Consider the following 19,358-nt stretch of genomic DNA (forward strand, 5'->3'; position numbering starts at 1 on the left):
TCTTCCTTAAGCAGATGCCACAAAGAACGGATTGGCAAAATCTTCCTTGGCATAAATAAATTCGGAGCCGTCGGTATTAAGCACCTTGCCGCCTGCTGCATTTAATACGGCGTGTCCTGCGGCTATATCCCATTCCATAGTCCTTCCGAATCTTGGATAAACATCTGCCGCCCCTTCGGCTATCAGGCAAAGTTTAACGGAGCTGGAGGCAGACACTATCTCTTTAACTTTCGGCAGTTTTTCAATATATTCATCGGTTTCCGGTGTTCTGTGCGATTTGCTTGCTACAACTACAACACCGTCTTCAGGTAGCGGACGCACCCTTATCTGGGTTGGTAGCCCGTCTTGTTCCTGTTTATAGGCATTGCCGTCTTCGGCGGTAAAATATCCTGTTTTCTTTGCCGGAACGAAAATAGCTCCCCCTTCGGGTTTATCGCCGTTGATAAGTGCTATATTGACCGTGAACTCACCTGTTTTTTTGATATAGCTTTTAGTGCCGTCCAACGGGTCTACCAGCCAGAATAAACCGCCTTTAGCAGCATTTTTATTTTCTTCTTCGGAATTTTCCTCAGAAACTATAGGTATATCGGGTGTCAGCGTGGCAAGCTCTTGTAAAATATATTTATTGGCAGCTATATCGGCTGCGGTTACGGGCGACTCGTCTTTTTTGAGCAGAACTTCTATCTTACCGTTATAATAATCCATGATTATATTTCCGGCTTTTTTTGTGATATAATAAACTTCTGATGCGTATTTTTCGTATGTCATTTTATGGCTGTAAGTATTAGATTGTAAGTTATCGTTACTAAAGTTATGTTTAAGATTTTAATATACCAATAACCGATAATTTGCAACTTGTAACTTACAAAAACCCATGCAGTGGAACGATCAGGCAATAATCCTATCAACCCGTAAATACGGCGAATCATCGGGCATATTATCCCTTATCAGCAAAGAACACGGATTGTTTAACGGATTGGTAAGGGGTGTTTCATCTAAAAAGAATTGCGGAATTTACCAAACAGGTAACTTTATTGAAGCTACATGGCGTGGCAGGCTTTCCGAGCATCTGGGCAGTTTCAGCTCGGAGTTACAAACACCCAACGCAGCCATATTGATGGACTGCCCGCTTCGTCTTGCCGCCCTTAACTGTATATGTGCAGTTTTAGAAACCAGCCTGCCCGAACGTGAGCCTGCAAAGCAGATATATTATCACTTAAAATCATTTATTGAGCATTTAAAAAATGATGCTCATTGGAAGCTATATTATATACTGCTTGAAATAGAGTTATTATCGCATTTGGGCTTCAGGCTTGACCTTTCATCATGTGCCGCAACGGGTGATACCGATAACCTTATTTACATTTCCCCTAAATCGGGACGTGCGGTATCAAAATCGGCAGGAGAGCCATATAAAAATAAACTGCTAAAGATGCCTCCGTTTTTAAAAAACGAGGGAAACCGGCAATATGACGATGAACAAATCATAAACGGACTTGAGGTTGGTGCTTATTTCCTTGAAAAATATATCTACAAGCCTCATAATAGAACGCTTCCCGTTGCTAGGCACAGGTTTGTGGAGCTTATTTTTCAAACCTTATCTTAAAAAGCTTTATTATTTTCATAATTTTTGGTACAATAACACTACAAGTGTTTAAGCTAAAATAAGTAAATGGGTAAACGAAAAATTCATATCAATACGGAATTAAATCTTTCAAATAGATTCGGAATGTTTGTTGTTGATCTAATTGTTTTTTAGTGCTTTCTTCCTTTGCCATATACCTAATTAATCTTTTTAACTTTATCCCAAATAATAAATTTTGGTACGGTTTTATAGGATTTATTTCATATTTCTTGTTTTTTCCGGTTTCTAAATATATGGGAACGCTGGGGCAGCTTCTTTTTGGTTATATTATTGTATGTAATAATGGCAAAAAATAACCTTGTTAAAATCTTTTATCAGATTATTTGAAGCGGCACTGATGTTGTTTATAGGAATAATTGTGATAATTTTAGATTATTTTTTTGATGATATGTTAATTGTCGACTATCTTAATAAAAAATTTGCATCAGGTCCTATATCAAAGACAAAAATCATCAAATCCAATAGTTGTCAAAATAAAGTTTCAAAATAGCATCTTCGCATTACTTTCCTGACAGACTTCTTTTTATTATCCGGTGCTTATTTTCTTGAAAAATACATCCACAAGCCTCATAATAGAACGCCTTCCCATTGCTAGGCACAGGTTTGTGGAGCTGTTGCGAGAGAGGAAAAAGACCATGAAACAAACACTAACACTTAACACAAAAAACCATGACCACACAAGACGAAAGTAACATAATAGACGTAGATTTTTCAGCGGCACTTGGTGAACGCTATTTAGCGTATGCTTTATCTACTATTACATCACGTTCTCTGCCTGATGTGCGTGACGGATTGAAGCCGGTTCACCGCCGTTTGCTGTTTGCTATGATGCAGTTGAAGCTTGACCCGAAGTCGGGCTTTAAAAAATGTGCGAGGGTTGTAGGTGACGTGATAGGTAAATACCACCCGCATGGTGATACTGCCGTTTATGATACTATGGTGCGTCTTGCCCAGAATTTTGCGGTGCGTTATCCGATGGTTGACGGTCAGGGCAACTTCGGTTCGATAGATGGCGATAACGCAGCAGCAATGCGTTATACCGAAGCCCGCCTTACCGATGTTGCAATAGCATTAATGCAGGATTTGAATCTTGATACGGTGGATTTCCGCCCCACATATGACGGCTCGGAAGTAGAGCCGGTTGTGATGCCTGCTGCATTTCCTAACCTGCTTGCCAATGGTTCGGAGGGTATCGCCGTAGGTATGGCAACCTCTATCCCGCCTCATAATGTGGGCGAGATATGTGATGCACTGGGCTATCTGATAAAACACCCCCATGCAGGCATTGAGAAGCTTGTAGAATTTATCCCCGGACCTGATTTCCCGACAGGGGGAACTTTAGTCGAACCGCATGAGAATATTGTCAGGGCATATGAAACCGGCAAAGGTTCATTCCGCCTTCGTGCCAAGTGGGAAAAGGAAGAGCTAAGCCACGGCATGTATCAGATAGTTATAACCGAAATTCCTTATCAGGTACAAAAATCAAAACTGATAGAAAAAATAGCCGACCTTATGAAGTTGAAGAAGTTATCACTTCTTGGTAATATCCGTGATGAATCAGCCGAGGATATACGTGTTGTTATCGACCCTAAAAGCCGTCAGGTAGCACCGGATACATTGATGGAATCATTATATAAGCTTACCGATTTAGAAGTGCGTATCAGCCTTAACATGAATGTAATAAGCAAGCATGGCTCTCCGGGTGTATTGTCGCTCAAGGAGGTGTTGCAGGCATTTCTTGAACACCGTATGGAAGTTCTTGTGCGTCGCAGCAATTATCGCTTAGGCAAAATCGACCACCGCTTGGAAGTTCTGGACGGATTACTGATAGCCTATCTGAATCTTGATGAAGTTATCCGCATTATACGTGAAGAAGATGACGCTAAAGCCATAATGATGAAAAAATGGGATTTGACGGAAGTTCAGGTTGAGGCGATATTGAACATGCGTTTACGTTCCTTGCGTAAATTAGAAGAAATAGAAATTAGGCGTGAGCATAAAGAGCTATCCGATGAAAAAGCGAAAATTCTGGAGTTGTTGGAAGATGAATCGCTACGCCGGAAATATATTTCCGATGAAATAAAGGAAATTAAAAACAAGTTCGGTCAGTCTACGGAACTTGGTAAAAGGCGTACTGATTTTGCCGATGCTCCTGTGGGGCAGGTAATATCTATTGAGGCATTCATTGAAAAAGAGCCGCTTACTATCCTTTGCTCGAAAAAAGGTTGGATTAAAGCGTTGAGGGGGCATGTTGAGGACGTGTCAGCCGTAAAATATAAAGAAGGTGATTCACATCAATTTGTGCTTAAAGGCTACACTACGGACAAGCTGGTAATATTCTCATCTGACGGCAAGTTCTTTACAATAGGCTGCAATAACCTTTCAGGAGGCAAGACGTTCGGTGAGCCGCTAAACCTTATGGTGGATATGGAGCAGGACGAAAAAGCCCTGAATATGTTCATATATAAGCCGGAAAAAAAATATCTGCTGGCATCTGATAAGGGCAAAGGCTTCATAGTAAAATCAGAGGACTTGATAGCCCAGACAAAGAACGGAAAACAGATACTTAATCTGTCCGATGACTCACATGCCCTTATCTGCACACCTGCCGAGGGTGACCATGTAGTTACCATAGGTAAGAACCGTAAAATGCTAATCTTCCCGTTAGCTGATTTGCCTGAAATGAAAAAAGGGCAGGGGGTTGCATTGCAAAAATATAAGCTTGGCGGATTATCCGATGCTAAGGTGTTTAAATTAGAGGAAGGTCTAACATGGAGCCTAGGCAACCGCACCCGTACCGAAGAAAATCTTATACAATGGATAAATAAGCGTGCATCCGCCGGTCGCCTACCGCCTGTAGGCTTCCCTAGGACTAATAAGTTTAGTTAGTCAATCCGTATTGTAATTAGAAAGTGTACCAAAAAAACATTCTTTCGAATCAAGTGTTAAATCATAACCGGCAAAACTGCAACTTACACCTCCGCACAACAAGTTGCCGATTTTGGCAGCAACCAAGCAGGCGTGAGCGTGAAAATCTATCAGCTTTCTAGCGTGGTTGGCAGAGGCTATGCGGGAACAGCTAGTGTTTGATTGGTCTAAGCAGCTTTTGGGAACAGCTCGATATGTTGGTTTCCATCACGACCGAAATAGACGGCTTTGCCCCCTGATATAAAAACCTCATAATGGGTGCAACCGGCTTCCATGATGCGACGCAAGAAAGTTTGATATTTAATTTTGCCTTGCTGAATATCCGTAATGGTTTGTTTTACTGCAACGGCGTCAAGCTGTTCGGGAATATCAACTGAATTAAAGTTTAATTCTCCGGTATGAGTTTCGCCTCGCTTTCCGAAGCTGAATTTCTTTTTGCCGACAAGGTCGGCAATATAGCGTTCAACACCTGCTTCGGCAAGTTTCATCACCACTTCCGGAAAGGTGATTTGTTCGGCAAGAGATTGTGAGGTACATTCTTTGATTGCGTCGGTTTTCATAGTTTCGCCTTATTTTACATTATCCGGGACAGCCCCAAATATTTATATACCGTCTGTATTTGCTTATATTCTTCTGCCCCACAACTGTCGTCAACGAGGCGGTTTTTCTTCAAAGGGCAGTAATATATTTTACCCATTTCTTCGATTTTTAGCATCAGATATTTTGTCGCATACCAGCTGTCCATCATAACCTTTGAGAACGACATTTCCTTCCGATATACAATGTTATTCAGCATGTCGTTGACGTGACCTAGCTTGCTTTTTCCGTCAATATCAGGATCAAATATCCGATAATCAATTGCCCAAAATTGCTCTGTTTCCGGGTTTACGTAAACGCATGTGACAACGCCAACACCCTTGATAATACCATGCGAATTGCCACTATATTGACGACGAACACCCTCAATCGAATGTGAAAAGTTCTTATCAACGATTGTGTCGTCGAACAAAATATACCCCCTTTTGCTTTCAATTACGGAGCCTTTAACGTGCTCCCAGAGCAACTTAGGAGTCAGCTTGTCTGACTTCAAATAACGATTAATCTGATCGTGACTCAAAGAAGCAGCGTGATCCGCAAAGTTGGTTAATGTATAGTTCTTCTGACTAACCAATAAATATTGGCAATAATCTAAACGAGTGACCCGCATCTGGCATACCTTGCTTTGTGAAAATGTGAATATAGCAGAGTTTAGCCGGAGGAGGGAGAAAATGCATAAGTCCTAAGAAAAATTAATATGGTGACCTTCCGCCCAATGAAAGACCGTCTTTACTTCTTTGAGAATTTAATAGCTGCTGCCAGCGACCTTCTGAACCACAAACTATCGGCACTTTTTCTTTCGGATCTAGAACTTTTGCTAGTTGTTCATTAATTTGAGATTGCTCAATTTCATTAGAACCGGTTCTGAATCCAAATACCATACCAGAAGTGTGCATTAGGTTCTCATTATATAGCTCACTACTAGATGGAAGTATGGATTCAGCGTTGTGACCTGACAAATTCATAATTGTTCCTTTGGGTTCTTTTGTTATATGGTCTTCTGATATTATATCTTTTAACAAAGATCCGATAGCTCCTTCTTTTACTATTTTTTTTTCAAGTAAAATGTCATCTATATCTGGAGTGGTTCTATAATCGCTTTTTGCCATTTTAAGTCTTCTTGCTGCCATTTCAAGAGCCATGTCGGTTCTGTCATTTATTGCGGCTGCACCAGCTGAGAATACTTCGTTAAACTCGTCAGTGGCATCTTGATTCGGTGATATTATGTCTTGTTCAAACTCTATAGGTCTAATTGGAGTTGAGGGCATTATTCCTTCTATATTAGGTGGGTAGGTTCCTTTATATACCTCATCTTGTATAGATCCTCTTTCAATCCAGTCATCTGCATCGGCGTATGTTTGATCATACATTTCTTTAACAAATCTATAAGTATCTATTGTGTTACTTGTTTCCGCTTCTTCACTGTATCTTTTATGATCTCCGTTGATATCTAGTGTTCTTCTGTCAAAATAATACCCCTCAATAAATGTCTTTTGGTGATCCAGTGATATAATTGGTTTTTCACGAATTAATGAAAGTTCGCTTATAAAGTCGTTTATTCTATCTGCATTGTTTTCTAATTTGTTGTTAGCAATATCAATTATTCCAAGGTGCTGCTCATGTAGCGGCATAGCTATATCCATACCTGATATTGTAATGTCCTTATAAAAATCTAGAGGTTGATTTGTATGTATATAGTGTTTTTCTAGACCACCTTCTTTTGCTCTTGCTGCTGCATTAATTTGTGTTGTTCTAACATAATTTGGTGTTTTTTGTCCGCCTAAATAATCGTTTTGACGAACATCAATAGAATGAGACGTTGTGATAGGGCCATAGCTTATAGATTGGGTGTCTGTTTTTGGCCTCTTAGTATCATTGCCATAAGTATTTCTTGCTGGTCTTTTTCTATGAAAGTTGTTGTTATCTTTGCTCATATCTGGTTTTGTTATTGTTGTTTACATACAACCAATTGTAGCAGATATGTGTCCACGAGTACAGTTTTGATGTTGTGTTTGTGTGATATAGAATTAATCAACGGTTCTGACACATCTGTTAAATGAGTTTTTAAATACTTATAATTATGTACCTATTTACACTACTTGGAAGGTTCAAAATGCGTAAGTCCTAATTATAATTAAAAAGATCAATAACATTCGAAAACGCATCAAAATGCGGCACCAGTGCGGCACCAGGGAAAAATATACAAGTTTATTGAATCAGCTAACCTATTGATTTATAATGGTGGGCGGTAGAAGACTCGAACTTCCGACCTCCACGATGTCAACGTGGCGCTCTAACCAACTGAGCTAACCGCCCTTAGGGGAAATTTAGAGTGGTGAAAATACGCATCTGCGATATAAATGTAAAGCGTTTTACGATAATTTTTGTGATGCATAAAGATATGCCCCGCAATCCCGTGGGATACGATTTAGCTGAAATGCTTTACAAATACGGACAATCATTACATAAACTATGCACAAAATAGTGCCGAATTACAAAGATTTCATATTCTCTCGTTGCCTTGACAGAGTGGAGGTCGGAGATTCGAGTTCTCTAATTTCGCCTTTATCCATTGAATGCGGCGATATATTTATCAGCTTCTTTCGGCTAAAAAAACAAATTGTAATATAGAATTTGTTTCAGTATCTTTTTAATATAAACATAATGTTGAAAATTAATTCTTCTTAACAAAAATTTAAGTATAAAAATACCATGCCTTTATCACGCCGGCAAAAAAGAGCCCAAGCTGCAAAGCTTAAAAAACCATCAAAAGGCGAGGTATCGCAAGAGCAGATACAGTACGTTCTTGCAAACGCCATGCAGAGCCACCGTCAGGGACATCTGGATAAGGCATTGGAACTATATAAGAAGATAGCTAAATTCTCTCCCGGTGATGCGGAGATAAAACATCTGGTAGGAGTTATCTATTATCAGCAAGGCGACTATGAAAAATCAAAGGCTGCAATTAAACAGGCTCTCACGATAAATCCCGACAATCCTGCCTTTTATAACAATCTTGGCAATTGTCTTGTGGCACTGCAAGAATATAAGGACGCTATATATTGTTATGAGGAGGCGATATCTTTAAAAGAAGGTAATTACCCTGAGGCTATAAATAATATCGGTGCTACATTACATGAGGTAGGAGAGTGGGAAAAGGAAATCGAATATTATAAACAAGGTCTGAAATTCAATCCCGATAACTATACCCTAATGAATGAGCTGGTAAAAACCATGCGTGACGCATGCTATTGGGACGGGCTGGAAGAATATACAAAGCTGCTCGTTGAAGATGCAAAACATGCGATAGCTAACGGACGGAAATCACCTATAACACCATATCACAGCCTTACTTTAGATATACCGCCTTCATTGAAAAAAGAAATAGCACAGAACTATGCCGCAATACGTTACGGAAATATTCCGCAAAAATTCAAGCATGACAGGAAGCCTAACTCCCCTATACGCATCGGTTATTTAAGTGCCGATTACCGTGACCACCCTACAGCTCATCTTATCAGCAACCTTTTTAAATTGCATAACAGGGATAAATTTGAAGTATATGCCTATTCATACGGCAAGAACGACAAAAGCATTTTTCGCAAGAACATAGAAAAAAGTGCGGATAAATTTATCGACTTGATGGGGCAAAATCCCGAGGATATCGCAAAACGGATATATAAGGATAAAATAGATATACTGGTTGACGTTATGGGATATATACAAAATTCCATGCCGGTTATTGCTGCCATGCGTCCGGCTCCTGTGCAGATAAGTTTCCTTGCATATCCGGGTACTATGGGAGCAGCGTTTATTGATTATCTGGTAACAGACGCTACGGCAGTGCCAAAAAAAGACGAGAAAAACTATACGGAAAAACTTATCAAAATGCCGAATAGCTATTTCGTCACGGACGGCACACAGACGATATCCGAGCCACCTACCCGTAAGGAATGCGGATTGCCTGAAGATAAATTCGTGTTTTGCAGCTTTAATAAAAGCATGAAAATAGACCCTACAACATTTGCCGTCTGGATGGATATTTTAACTGAGGTGAATAACAGTGTACTTTGGCTGTATAGCGATAATGAATTTGCAAAAAGTAATATTATAAAAGAGGCAGAAAAACGTGAAATCGTCAAAGACCGGATAATATTTGCTAATCGTGCTTCAAAGGAAGAGCATCTGGCACGCCATGCCTGTGCCGACCTTTTCCTTGACTGTTTTACTGTAAACGCACATACAACCGCTATTGATGCACTATACGCAGGTTTGCCTGTTATTACCAGAATTGGAAATGACATGATGTCCCGTGCCTCTGCCAGTATTTTAAATGCGTGCGGATTGCCTGAGCTTATTACAAAAACAGATTTAGAATATAAAAACACGGCTTTGATATATGCTAACGATGCAAGCTTATTGGCTTCCTTAAAGCAAAAATTGTCAGATAACATAAGCACAAGTGCGTTATTTGATAATGAAAAATATGTCAGCGATTTTGAAGAAAGGTTGCTGGAAGTGGTGTATTAATTTTCATTTATCGGGTTTTAATTGTAATAAAATGCTATAAGCTGTTGAACACGAAACCCAAAAAAATGCTATTGATGCTAAAATTAGCTCTAATTTCATAGTAACAAATACCCCTAAGGTTTGAGCTTGAGCTGTATAAACAACTATATTAAATATTTTAACAGATGATACCATACCGGCACTTGATGTACATAATGTTATGCAGTCGGGAAGATTCGGCTTGTGTGTTTTATAGTATAAGTATAATGCAAAATATATTATACAAATTATCGCAGAAACACCAATTACGTACTCAAGGTATTGTTGTTGTGTCATGTTAACTAAGAATTTTTATTATGCTCTTGTATATTTTGTAACTCACTACTTTTTGCTACTAAGAAACCAAGACAGCCACCTATAACTACAGCTATTAATCCCGGCACTATAATGTTACCCAAGGCAGCACCACCAAGAGATGCTCCGAATAACATATTAGGATTGCTTTGTTGCGTTTCTAACTTTTTTAACTTTTTTTTAGACATAACTAATTATTAAATTTGTATAAATTACAAATGAAAAAACATTAACAAATTAATAATATTTAATTCAATTATAACATACACATACGATATATTCAACTTAAAGGCAAATTAAAATATCCATTTACAACAAATAGGGTTATTTATAAAAAATCTGATAATACAAACTTGAATTAATTCAAATTAATAAATACTAAAAAATGATAAAAAACACAAAAATAGTCGGCATATTAAATATCACGCCCGATTCGTTTTCTGACGGCAATAAATATAACGATGTAGAAGCTATTTTAAGCTACGCTGAAAAGTTAATAAAAGACGGGGCTGATGTTATTGACATAGGTGCGGAATCCACTCGTCCGGGGGCTACAAAACTATCGGCTGAACAAGAATGGCAAAGACTATCCTCTGTATTGAAAAAAATCATTGATACATGCAATAAAAACCATGTTGAAACTAGCATCGATACATACCATCTTGAAACTGCGAAAAAGGCAATCGAAATGGGTATTGACTATATAAACGATGTAAGCGGTTTTAAAAACCCGCAAATGATAGAGGTTGCAAAGAATAGTTCCGTTAAGATAATAGTCATGCATAGCCTTACGGTGCCTGCCGATAAAACCGTCAATATTGATGAGGGGGTTGATGCGGTATCGGAGGTATTGAATTGGGGTAATGAACAAATCAAAAACCTTGTTGACAACAATATTGACCGTTCAAGGATAATTTTTGACCCCGGTATAGGCTTTAACAAAACCGCTTCACAGTCTAAAGAGTTAATTCAAAGAGTTGAAGAATTAAGGTCTTTGCGTGTTCCTATATATATCGGACATTCGAGAAAATCCTTTCTAGGTGATTTCGATGACAAGGATAAAGCTACAATAGAAATATCAAAACAACTAATTGCCAAAGATATTGATTATATCAGGGTACATGATGTATCGGGACACGGCAAAACCGAGTTGTAATTTGCCCTTCGGAAAGAATCTCATTACAAATCCAAGAATGTAAAACGGTTGCGTGAATATTTAGCATAAGATACGGCTTTTTTAAACTTATCCTCTTTCCAGCCTATATCATGGCAGGCAACTGGTGCGGAAGCATTTTTAAGTGTTTTATATATCGGGTCGTATCCTATAAATATTTCGGATATTCTTCCGCAAACTTCTTCCCATTTTGTTGCTATATAATTATTTATCTTATCCTGCTTTTCAGAAGGAAATAATTTTTCCCTATATTCAGTCAAACATTGCTCGGATATTTCCTTGCCGAAAAAATCAGTAATTGCTTTTTCATCATAGTTTTGAGAAAAAATAGGAATGCTTTGCAGCTTTTCCTCTATTATTCTTGACATGGCAAGCGTTGTTACTGCTATTTGCTCGCCGTGAAAGCTATGGGGAAGCACGTTATATGCCATCTCCATAGTATGGGCTATCATATGCTCGCCCTGACTGGCAGGATAACTGCCGCCACACATATACATGCCGAACCCCGATAGAACCAGCGTCTGCGCCAGTAGTTCGATAATTTCTTTGTTTCCCTTTAATAGTTCACCGCTATTTTCAAATAAGTCTTTTTCAAAGGGGCGTAGCATTTCAAAAGGTGATGTGTTATATTCTGTATTTAATAACAAATGCGACAAAAGCCAATCTGCCTGAGCGGTAGGGCGGCAAACACTATCACCTAAGCCGCTTAATATCAGGCGTTTTGGGGCGGCTGCCAATATGTCGATATCAAGGAATATGGCTTCAGGCAGATGTGCCTTTAAGGTTTTTTTATGACCGTTTACCGATATAGAAGCGTTTGCCGAACTATAGCCGTTCATAGAAGGAGCAGTACCGAAAACCATATAAGGCTTTTTCTCGCAAAAGCTCGCATATTTACAAATATCGTTAATAGTTCCCGAACCAACCGCTATTACCGCATCATATTCTTTAATCGCCGCCCGAACTTTTTCAACCGACCTGTCATCGGCAATAGAAGGCTTCAGCACTATTGAAGCTGTTTTATACCCTGACAGGGATTTTACAACTTTCTCTCCAAGTACCTTGTAGGTGTTGTCATCACTGACTACAACAAAGCTTTTACCCGAAGAGCGTCCCGTTACTATATCGGCAATATTATCCTGTAGCCCGCATGCTATTTCTACATGTGCGGGCAGGGTTTTAAAATATTTGTTCAAGATTTGATTTATCATTTTATCAAAACAATATAAATTAAGAGAACTATATAACTTTCAATAAATATGTATAATATAATTAAACTATGTAAAGGTACTTATATATGCTTTTTCTACGTAATGTTATAGTTTTATACATAATTTCCGCCACATTTGCCGTTGCGGACGAGTTCGGCTGTAAGGTTGACTATACTAAATTAGAATCTTTTATAGATGGCAGTTCGCCCGATACAAAGGTTATATTGCCTCCGAAATTATATAAACCCAAAATGACTGACGGTAAGGCTAAAGCCGGATATGTAGAACACCAAGTTCGGTTAAAAGACGGCGTAATTGTTAAATTAGAACGTGGCGGGTGTAAAATTCACGGATACCGGATTGGGTTTGAAAATATACAAAATCTATTGCAGGAAGGCGATATAAACAAGATTATGGAAAAAGTAAATGCCGTATTTGACTCGGTACCTTTTAAGGACGAGCAGGTAATGGAAAATAACCGGAAGTTTATCGGTAACTATGTTGAAAATAGAACTACCGGACAATTTTATGAGTTTGATAAAGAAAGGGGCTATATAATTACCTCTCCCAATATAGAAAAAAAATGCCCTGATTACGGTAAGTCGCAATGCGGTGTTGTTTTAGGAATCGACGTATTTGAATTCTTTAACCGACACATGCCTTAATATTTTAGCTAGCAATAATCTTAATTATAAAAAAATATATGAAAAAAATAATAACCTTTTTTGCAGTTCTTCTTATAAATACTGCCGCAGCGAATGCCACCGATTCGATTGTAGTTAAAAATTGTAATTACGATTATAACGAGCCTGATTTTAAGAAATTTGATTCTGTTTTAGATGATAATGCATCGGGTGTGAAAGTTGTAAAAGAAGAGAAAATATCGCACGATAAGGAATATCCGTTCAAAGATGTCTCGCTTGACCATGTTATTCTGTTAGATGACGGCACAACTGTTGCACACCGCATATTGTGTTATGACGACCTGATATCAAGCTTTATTTCCTTTTTCGATATGCCGAACTATAGAACGGATACGGATATTAAAGATATAATAAAACGTATTGATGAAATAGTGGCAAATACTCCGATAAAAAGCAATAGCAGCTTTAAAGAGGCGTGGGGGGAAATAAGAAAATATGCAATCAAGGACGCAATCACACAAAATGCTAAGTTCTACCGTATGAATGAAGAAACGGGGGAATATGAGCAGTTGCCCAAAGAATGTAGGTTCCTAAATGAAAATAACCCTATATGCCCGAAAGCGGAAGATATGTCGGGTTACTTACAGATAACCGAAGATTTCTTTAACCTGCATATAAAAATTAAGGATTAATTTGCCGCAAATTTGCAAAGATTATCAGCCTTCTCAGACGATGCCTTTACAAGGGCTTTAAATAATTTGAAGCTTGGATTTTCTTCTTCGGTGAAAAATTCGGGGTGCCACTGCACGCCTAGAGCAAAGCGTTTGCTAGGAATTTCAATGCCCTCGATTATACCGTCTTGGGAAATACAATTAACTATTACCGCATTGCTTGTTTCAACAATAGCTTCCCTATGAGCCGTGTTCACATCAATACGGGAATGCCCTGTGATTTTTTCAAGTAATGTGCCTGCTTTTATATCGACATAATGGGCTACTTCCTCGGCAGGTTTTTCGTTTAAATGGTCTATATCGGTATTATAATATTCCTGTAGGTTCTCGGTCATCTTGCACCCCGTTAAGCCACCCATAAGCTGCATACCGGCACATATGCCGAGTATCGGCATATCCCTTTCAAGTGCCGACTTTATAAGGGCAAGGTCAAACTCAAGACGTGGGGAGGGTTCATATGGCGACTTACCGTCATCTGAAATATACCATTCTTTAGGGGATTCAAAAAAACCACCGGGTATAACCAGACCGTCAACTTTATCCAGATAGTCATTTATCCTATCAGGTGCATAAGGTATGCCGAACGGCAAGCCTCCTGCTTTTTCTACTACATTGAAATAATGATCACGTAACGCATGATGCGGTCTTTTTGAGAAAGTCCCCTCTTTTTGCCAGTCAAGCGTTATGCCTATTGATGGACGCATGATTTTTATAGACCTAGAATCCTGTTTAGAATACCTTGCTCTCCTTTTTTGGACTCAACTGTAGGAGTCTCATCTCCTGTTAATTTTTCGCCTATTTTTTTTGTTTCAACTATTCTGTTCTTTTCAGATTTTGCATCTACTACAGGTTCAGTGTTTTTTTCCTTATCACTTGAGAAAGAAGGTATCTTGCTAAGTATTTTTTGCTCAAGGAAGCTTTTTTCCTCCTCTTTTTTCGCAGCCTCAATAAACTCCTTGTGTAACAGGGATTTTATTTCAGGGTTAGCTACGTTTGAGTTAAATAAGCTGCCAAAAGCCTGCTCACCTGCCGTCTGTTTCTCGCTCTTTATTTTTAGGTCGGCAGAAGCATTTTCAAAAAATACCGTTCTTGCATCTTCAGCTTTTGATTTAATAACTTCCTTGTATGTGCCTTCAGGAATAGGAGGTCGAATAGAAAATTCAGGCGGAACGCTTAAAGGCGGATTTGATACCACCCTAAACTCATTAGGAGCGGAACGCCTCATGCCTAATGTATCACGGACACTTCCGCTGCAAGAAGTTATAAATGATAATGATGTTATAAGGATAAAACCTTTAGCTAGTGTTTTTTTCATTTTTTTGTTCCTCTTTCTTATGCTCGTCCCTGTTTACAAAACTGTCAACAAGCAAAATCGCAACGCCTATAAAAATAGTGCTGTCTGCTATGTTAAATGCCGGCCAATGATAATTACCTATATATACATCTATAAAATCGCGTACCGCACCATATTTTACTCGGTCGTATATATTACCAACTGCTCCTCCAATTATCAAGCCTAAAGCACAAATCATATACATTTTTGTTACTTTATACAGCCAGACGCATAATCCTATAGTAATAGATAGGGCTACAATTGATAAAATCAATTTGCCGTTATCAAGATTATTGAACATGCCGAAGCTTACACCGTAGTTGTGCACCCTAACCAGATCAAAGAAGGGTAATACACGGATTGTGCCTGTAGGTGAGGAGTCTATGAGGTTGAATATATAGTATTTACTCCATAAATCCGCTGCCAAAGATACAAAGGCTATTGCAAGTCCTATGCAAAGTGATCTCATTTATAGTATCCTCCTTTAGTAAAGGATAATATAGTCATTTGTTATATAATGTAAATATGTTAGATAGGAACTGTATCTATTTAATAGATTTATTGGTCATCAACTATTATTTTTTATCAGTGAAATTCCGTATGGCTTTAAAATTTACAAGATCAATATTATGAAGATGTTCTGTCCCTCCCAAGTTGACAAGAGCAGACCTTAAGTTCAATATCAGGTCGTTCGCACTTTCGGTAGCTTCCTTTATCTTTTCTAGCATTCTTGCCACTTCCTGATCGGCGGAAATACCTTTTGCGGCTAATTTCTTAGATGTGGAGGAAGCGTCATACATAGCACGACCTATAGTATCATTGAATCCTTGTAAGGCATTTTTTATACCCTCATTTTTCTTTTCAAGCTTCATGGCGTATTCGGTGATTTTCGTTTGAGCGACTTTTATTTCTGTAATATCACACTGGACACCGACATAATATTGCTTTGTATCCTCAGGCAGACTAACAGGTGAAACTGTAAGGCGGTTCCAGAATTTTTCACCGTTTTTTTTGTAGTTTAAAAATTCAATAGTGCAATGTTGGCGTAGATTGATTGCATTACGTATCTTTGCCACTTCGTTTTTATCTGTCTCGTTTCCTTGTAAGAAGCGACAGTTTTTTCCCAAAATCTCATCTTTGCCGTATCCGGTCATGCGTTCAAAGCCGCCGTTAACATATACTAAAGGCTGGTCAGGCGAGCTTACATCCGACAAAGTAATACCCTCAACCGTAGAAGAAATGGCTCTGTCCATTATTTCAGATACTTCTAATGCCATAAAAACCCTTGTTAATAAAGAATAACGGCAATATCACCTTAATTGGTCGTTATAATTTTTTGCAAACCTGAACTTGTTTCAGGTTTTCTTATAAATAATAATATATCAATATTACATTTTATATATTAACAATTTATTAACGAAGGATGAATTACTTAAATCTGACCGTGGCACTGCTTGTATTTTTTACCTGAACCGCACGGGCATGGCTCGTTCCTGCCTACTCTTCCCCAGCTTTCAGGGTCTGCGGGGTCTCTTTCTTCAGGACTCACCCTTGTTACGGCGGTTGCAAGCACTGCGACAGGAGCATCACGTTGCAAGGCAGGGTCAACACGGCTTTCTTTCATCTTTTGAGTGCTTTTCGGTCTTTGTGAAATAACCTGTCTGTCACGCTGTTCCTCACTCAACTCAATATGGGCAAGGCGTATGGTTACAACCTCATTAAGCCTTTGCAACATTGCCTCAAACATCTTGAATGCTTCACGCTTATACTCGTTGAGGGGATCTTTTTGACCGTATGCCCTAAGCCCTATACCCTGTTTTAGATGGTCAAGACCTAATAAATGCTCTTTCCATAACTGGTCAAGTGTAATAAGTAATATGCGTTTTTCTATCATACGCATGATAGGAGGGGTATATAGCTTTTCCTTACCCTCGAATAACATATCAACTTGAGCGTCGAGCTTTTCCAGTATCTCTTTATCGGCAACACCTTCCTCTTTAGCCCATGCGGTAACATCGGCATGGATACCGTAAAGACGGAATATCTCCTTTTCCATTGCCTCTGTATCCCACTGGTCGGGATATGATTTAGCCGGAATGAATGTATTTACTATATTTTCAGTCACTTCATCACGCATATCCTTTACGTCCTGCGACACATCTTCGGTAGTCATAAGCTCAAGACGCTGCTCATAGATAACCTTACGCTGGTCATTCATAACATCATCGAATTTTAACAGGCTTTTTCTTATCTCGTAGTTGTGAGCCTCTACCTTTTGCTGTGCTTTTTCTATCGAACGGCTTATCATAGGGTGGGCAATAGCCTCCCCGTCCTTTAGTCCGAAAGTCTTTAAAAGACCCTGTATTTTTTCAGAACCGAAAATCCTCATCAGGTCATCTTCTAAAGATAAATAGAACTTTGACATGCCGGGGTCACCCTGACGACCCGAACGACCACGTAGCTGATTATCTATCCTGCGGCTTTCATGCCTTTCTGTTCCAAGTACGAAAAGACCTCCGGCTTCAATCACCTTTTGTTTTTCATTTTTTATCTGTTCTTTTATGCGTATCTCTATAGCTTTGCGGTCGGCATTGCTACCTGATTTTGTTATTTCTTCTTCCACCATCATATCAAAATTTCCGCCAAGCATGATGTCGGTTCCGCGACCTGCCATATTGGTAGCAATGGTCACAGCACCAATCCTGCCTGCCTGAGCGATTATATATGCCTCTTTTGCGTGTTGTTTGGCGTTCAGTACGTTATGTGGTATCTTCTTTTTCTTTAAAAATGACGCCACCAACTCGGATTGCTCGATACTTATCGTACCAACCAGAACAGGCTGATTACTTTTGTGGCACTCTTCTATTTTATCGGCAATTGCTTCGTATTTTTCTAATGCCGTACTGTAAATATCGTCATTATCATCAATACGTGCAACTTTTAAGTTTGGCGGTACAGCAACCACTTCAAGCTTATAAATATCGGCAAACTCATTTGCCTCCGTCATTGCAGTACCCGTCATACCTGCAAGCTTGTTATACAGCCTGAAATAGTTCTGGAAAGTAACCGACGCAAGTGTCTGGTTTTCATTTTGTACAGGCACGTTCTCCTTTGCCTCTAATGCCTGATGCATACCGTCTGAAAAACGGCGACCTTCCATCATACGCCCTGTAAATTCGTCAATAATTATTACTTTGCCGTCTTTTACTATATAATCGGTATCTTTAGCGAATAACGTATGGGCTCGTAAAGCCTGATTAATATGGTGTACCAAAGATATAGAAGTCAGGTCATATAAATTACCGTCTTTGTCCAGCAAGCCTTCGTTTTTCAATATCTGCTCAATCTTTTCCGTACCGTCTTCGGTAAGTGTTACCGAGCGAGCCTTCTCGTCCTTCTCGTAGTCTTTTTCATCAAGAAGCGGGATAAGTTTATCTACCTTATGGTATAGCTCCGAGTTATCTTCGGTAGGGCCTGAAATGATAAGAGGAGTTCTTGCTTCGTCAATTAAGATAGAGTCAACTTCGTCAACGATTGCGTAATTAAAGCCACGCTGCACCATCTCTTCTTTTGAGAATTTCATGTTATCACGCAAATAGTCAAAGCCGAACTCATTGTTCGTTCCATAAGTGATATCCGCACCATAGGCAGCCTGACGTTCTTCATCGTCCAGAGAGTTTATAACGCAAGATACGCTCATTCCTAAAAATCCGTATATCTGCCCCATCCATTTAGAGTCACGCTGTGCAAGATAGTCATTTACGGTCACCACATGTACGCCTTTTCCTTCCAAAGCGTTCAGATAAACAGGCAGAGTTGCCGATAAAGTTTTACCTTCACCGGTCTTCATCTCCGCAATCATACCCCTATGTAATATTATACCGCCTAATAGCTGAACGTCAAAATGACGCATACCCATAACACGCCAGCTAACCTCACGCACTACGGCAAATGCCTCCGGCAATATATCGTCAATGCTTGCACCGTCTTTTAAACGCTGTTTGAATTCATCGGTTTTGTTCTTTAATTGATTATCAGATAAGGACTTTATACCTTCTTCCAAAGAGTTTATCTGATTGACGATAGCCTGCATTGACTTTAAAATACGGTCGTTTGCCGTACCGAACATCTTTTTCGCCAGAGAGTTAAACTTCATCTTTATCGTCCTTTACAAAACTTTTTCCATTTAAAGAACATATATAATCATTAAGCGGTGTAATGTAAAGGGGTGG

17 protein-coding genes and 1 tRNA gene are annotated in these 19,358 nt (G+C 39.1%); 6 read left to right on the forward strand and 12 right to left on the reverse strand.

The genetic code is table 11. The annotated features are described in order from the left end of the window. Positions 1 to 6: 6 nt before the first annotated feature. Positions 7 to 768, reverse strand: coding sequence for a 3'(2'),5'-bisphosphate nucleotidase CysQ (gene cysQ, locus O2942_05905; GenBank protein ID MDA0781782.1), 762 nt, complete (start codon positions 766 to 768; stop codon positions 7 to 9). Between the two features lie 106 nt (positions 769 to 874). On the opposite strand from cysQ, the gene recO reads away from it, so the two are divergent. Both recO and parC read left to right on the forward strand, forming a co-directional pair. Next, positions 875 to 1,606 carry a DNA repair protein RecO gene (gene recO / locus O2942_05910; GenBank protein ID MDA0781783.1) on the forward strand — a complete coding sequence of 244 codons (732 nt, stop codon included), beginning with the start codon at positions 875 to 877 and terminating at the stop codon, positions 1,604 to 1,606. 708 nt (positions 1,607 to 2,314) lie between these two features. Further along, complete coding sequence (parC, locus tag O2942_05915; GenBank protein ID MDA0781784.1) at positions 2,315 to 4,534, forward strand: DNA topoisomerase IV subunit A; 2,220 nt, start codon at positions 2,315 to 2,317, stop codon at positions 4,532 to 4,534. A 206-nt stretch (positions 4,535 to 4,740) separates the two neighbouring features. Here the strand turns inward: parC and O2942_05920 are convergent, their stop codons facing one another. The 4 genes from O2942_05920 to O2942_05935 form a co-directional block, all read right to left on the reverse strand. Beyond that, positions 4,741 to 5,133 carry a DUF1398 family protein gene (locus O2942_05920; protein ID MDA0781785.1) on the reverse strand — a complete coding sequence of 131 codons (393 nt, stop codon included), beginning with the start codon at positions 5,131 to 5,133 and terminating at the stop codon, positions 4,741 to 4,743. A gap of 14 nt (positions 5,134 to 5,147) precedes the next feature. Further along, the gene (locus O2942_05925) at positions 5,148 to 5,780 is read right to left on the reverse strand and encodes a transposase (protein ID MDA0781786.1); all 633 of its coding nucleotides are present in this window, start codon (positions 5,778 to 5,780) and stop codon (positions 5,148 to 5,150) included. A gap of 82 nt (positions 5,781 to 5,862) precedes the next feature. Next, positions 5,863 to 7,104 (reverse strand): hypothetical protein, encoded by a 1,242-nt coding sequence (locus O2942_05930; GenBank protein MDA0781787.1) that lies wholly within the window; start codon positions 7,102 to 7,104, stop codon positions 5,863 to 5,865. Between the two features lie 305 nt (positions 7,105 to 7,409). Further along, positions 7,410 to 7,486: transfer RNA gene (locus tag O2942_05935), tRNA-Val, on the reverse strand. 396 nt (positions 7,487 to 7,882) lie between these two features. On the opposite strand from O2942_05935, the gene O2942_05940 reads away from it, so the two are divergent. Then, on the forward strand, positions 7,883 to 9,700 hold the full coding sequence (locus O2942_05940) for a tetratricopeptide repeat protein (protein ID MDA0781788.1): 1,818 nt from the start codon (positions 7,883 to 7,885) through the stop codon (positions 9,698 to 9,700). A 320-nt stretch (positions 9,701 to 10,020) separates the two neighbouring features. On the opposite strand, the gene O2942_05945 is transcribed toward O2942_05940, so the two are convergent. Further along, entirely contained in the window at positions 10,021 to 10,221 is a 201-nt protein-coding gene (locus tag O2942_05945) for a hypothetical protein (GenBank protein ID MDA0781789.1), read from the reverse strand. A gap of 197 nt (positions 10,222 to 10,418) precedes the next feature. Here O2942_05945 and folP point away from each other — a divergent pair, with 197 nt between their 5' ends. Beyond that, entirely contained in the window at positions 10,419 to 11,189 is a 771-nt protein-coding gene (gene folP, locus O2942_05950) for a dihydropteroate synthase (protein ID MDA0781790.1), read from the forward strand. 23 nt (positions 11,190 to 11,212) lie between these two features. Here the strand turns inward: folP and O2942_05955 are convergent, their stop codons facing one another. Next, positions 11,213 to 12,418, reverse strand: a complete 1,206-nt coding sequence (locus tag O2942_05955; protein ID MDA0781791.1) for a sn-glycerol-1-phosphate dehydrogenase — start codon at positions 12,416 to 12,418, stop codon at positions 11,213 to 11,215. Positions 12,419 to 12,504: 86 nt separating this feature from the next. Between O2942_05955 and O2942_05960 the strand changes: the two genes are divergently transcribed. Both O2942_05960 and O2942_05965 read left to right on the forward strand, forming a co-directional pair. Continuing rightward, the gene (locus tag O2942_05960) at positions 12,505 to 13,083 is read left to right on the forward strand and encodes a hypothetical protein (protein ID MDA0781792.1); all 579 of its coding nucleotides are present in this window, start codon (positions 12,505 to 12,507) and stop codon (positions 13,081 to 13,083) included. Between the two features lie 38 nt (positions 13,084 to 13,121). Further along, complete coding sequence (locus tag O2942_05965) at positions 13,122 to 13,754, forward strand: hypothetical protein (protein ID MDA0781793.1); 633 nt, start codon at positions 13,122 to 13,124, stop codon at positions 13,752 to 13,754. Here the strand turns inward: O2942_05965 and O2942_05970 are convergent. The 5 genes from O2942_05970 to secA form a co-directional block, all read right to left on the reverse strand. Further along, positions 13,751 to 14,497, reverse strand: coding sequence for a gamma-glutamyl-gamma-aminobutyrate hydrolase family protein (locus O2942_05970; GenBank protein ID MDA0781794.1), 747 nt, complete (start codon positions 14,495 to 14,497; stop codon positions 13,751 to 13,753). The two genes, O2942_05965 and O2942_05970, sit on opposite strands and share 4 nt — an antisense overlap. Positions 14,498 to 14,502: 5 nt before the next feature. Further along, entirely contained in the window at positions 14,503 to 15,108 is a 606-nt protein-coding gene (locus O2942_05975; GenBank protein ID MDA0781795.1) for a DUF3035 domain-containing protein, read from the reverse strand. Then, positions 15,089 to 15,595 (reverse strand): signal peptidase II, encoded by a 507-nt coding sequence (gene lspA, locus O2942_05980; protein MDA0781796.1) that lies wholly within the window; start codon positions 15,593 to 15,595, stop codon positions 15,089 to 15,091. Before lspA ends, O2942_05975 begins: the two co-directional genes overlap by 20 nt. Positions 15,596 to 15,701: 106 nt before the next feature. Continuing rightward, the gene (locus tag O2942_05985) at positions 15,702 to 16,403 is read right to left on the reverse strand and encodes a PAS domain-containing protein (protein ID MDA0781797.1); all 702 of its coding nucleotides are present in this window, start codon (positions 16,401 to 16,403) and stop codon (positions 15,702 to 15,704) included. A 155-nt stretch (positions 16,404 to 16,558) separates the two neighbouring features. After that, positions 16,559 to 19,282, reverse strand: a complete 2,724-nt coding sequence (gene secA / locus O2942_05990) for a preprotein translocase subunit SecA (GenBank protein MDA0781798.1) — start codon at positions 19,280 to 19,282, stop codon at positions 16,559 to 16,561. Between the last annotated feature and the right edge of the window lie 76 nt (positions 19,283 to 19,358).

The sequence above is a fragment of the Pseudomonadota bacterium genome, from assembly GCA_027620075.1.
Taxonomy (GTDB): Bacteria; Pseudomonadota; Alphaproteobacteria; order Rickettsiales; family UBA6187; genus 1-14-0-20-39-49.

What these genes read in the sequence shown, in the direction of transcription:
- O2942_05955 (MDA0781791.1), bottom strand. Translation starts at nt 12,418, where the DNA reads ATGATAAATCAAATCTTGAACAAATATTTTAAAACCCTGCCCGCACAT.
- O2942_05965 (MDA0781793.1), top strand. Translation starts at nt 13,122, where the DNA reads ATGAAAAAAATAATAACCTTTTTTGCAGTTCTTCTTATAAATACTGCC.
- O2942_05940 (MDA0781788.1), top strand. Translation starts at nt 7,883, where the DNA reads ATGCCTTTATCACGCCGGCAAAAAAGAGCCCAAGCTGCAAAGCTTAAA.
- parC (MDA0781784.1), top strand. Translation starts at nt 2,315, where the DNA reads ATGACCACACAAGACGAAAGTAACATAATAGACGTAGATTTTTCAGCG.
- secA (MDA0781798.1), bottom strand. Translation starts at nt 19,282, where the DNA reads ATGAAGTTTAACTCTCTGGCGAAAAAGATGTTCGGTACGGCAAACGAC.
- O2942_05925 (MDA0781786.1), bottom strand. Translation starts at nt 5,780, where the DNA reads ATGCGGGTCACTCGTTTAGATTATTGCCAATATTTATTGGTTAGTCAG.
- O2942_05985 (MDA0781797.1), bottom strand. Translation starts at nt 16,403, where the DNA reads ATGGCATTAGAAGTATCTGAAATAATGGACAGAGCCATTTCTTCTACG.
- O2942_05920 (MDA0781785.1), bottom strand. Translation starts at nt 5,133, where the DNA reads ATGAAAACCGACGCAATCAAAGAATGTACCTCACAATCTCTTGCCGAA.
- lspA (MDA0781796.1), bottom strand. Translation starts at nt 15,595, where the DNA reads ATGAGATCACTTTGCATAGGACTTGCAATAGCCTTTGTATCTTTGGCA.
- cysQ (MDA0781782.1), bottom strand. Translation starts at nt 768, where the DNA reads ATGACATACGAAAAATACGCATCAGAAGTTTATTATATCACAAAAAAA.
- O2942_05975 (MDA0781795.1), bottom strand. Translation starts at nt 15,108, where the DNA reads ATGAAAAAAACACTAGCTAAAGGTTTTATCCTTATAACATCATTATCA.
- folP (MDA0781790.1), top strand. Translation starts at nt 10,419, where the DNA reads ATGATAAAAAACACAAAAATAGTCGGCATATTAAATATCACGCCCGAT.
- O2942_05960 (MDA0781792.1), top strand. Translation starts at nt 12,505, where the DNA reads ATGCTTTTTCTACGTAATGTTATAGTTTTATACATAATTTCCGCCACA.
- O2942_05945 (MDA0781789.1), bottom strand. Translation starts at nt 10,221, where the DNA reads ATGTCTAAAAAAAAGTTAAAAAAGTTAGAAACGCAACAAAGCAATCCT.
- O2942_05930 (MDA0781787.1), bottom strand. Translation starts at nt 7,104, where the DNA reads ATGAGCAAAGATAACAACAACTTTCATAGAAAAAGACCAGCAAGAAAT.
- O2942_05970 (MDA0781794.1), bottom strand. Translation starts at nt 14,497, where the DNA reads ATGCGTCCATCAATAGGCATAACGCTTGACTGGCAAAAAGAGGGGACT.
- recO (MDA0781783.1), top strand. Translation starts at nt 875, where the DNA reads ATGCAGTGGAACGATCAGGCAATAATCCTATCAACCCGTAAATACGGC.